Below are 263 nucleotides of genomic sequence, written 5' to 3' on the forward strand. Positions count from 1 at the left end.
GTGTTTAGTCAGGTTATAAGCAAATGAATTTTTTTTACCTATAATTGCCTGATCTGAGGCTATAAGCACAATAGCGCCGTTGTTTTGGGTTTTCATTATTGGTAATACACTTTGCACTGCCGCATACGCGCCTTTTACATTAAGCGCAAATAGTGCATCGAGAGTTTGCTCATCGGTACTTTCTATGTTGGCGCTTAAATGTTTTCCTGCATTAGAAACAAGTACATCAATGCGCTGCGTTTGCTCAACTATGGCATTAATAC

1 protein-coding gene is annotated in these 263 nt (G+C 39.2%); it reads right to left on the minus strand.

Going from position 1 to position 263, the window contains the following annotated elements; all coding sequences use genetic code 11:
• Positions 1-263 (minus strand): SDR family NAD(P)-dependent oxidoreductase (locus AAEY72_RS15320; protein WP_352311441.1); only part of this gene is annotated, 263 nt, incomplete at both ends.

This window comes from Psychrobacter sp. W2-37-MNA-CIBAN-0211, from assembly GCF_040309405.1.
GTDB lineage: Bacteria > Pseudomonadota > Gammaproteobacteria > Pseudomonadales > Moraxellaceae > Psychrobacter > Psychrobacter glaciei.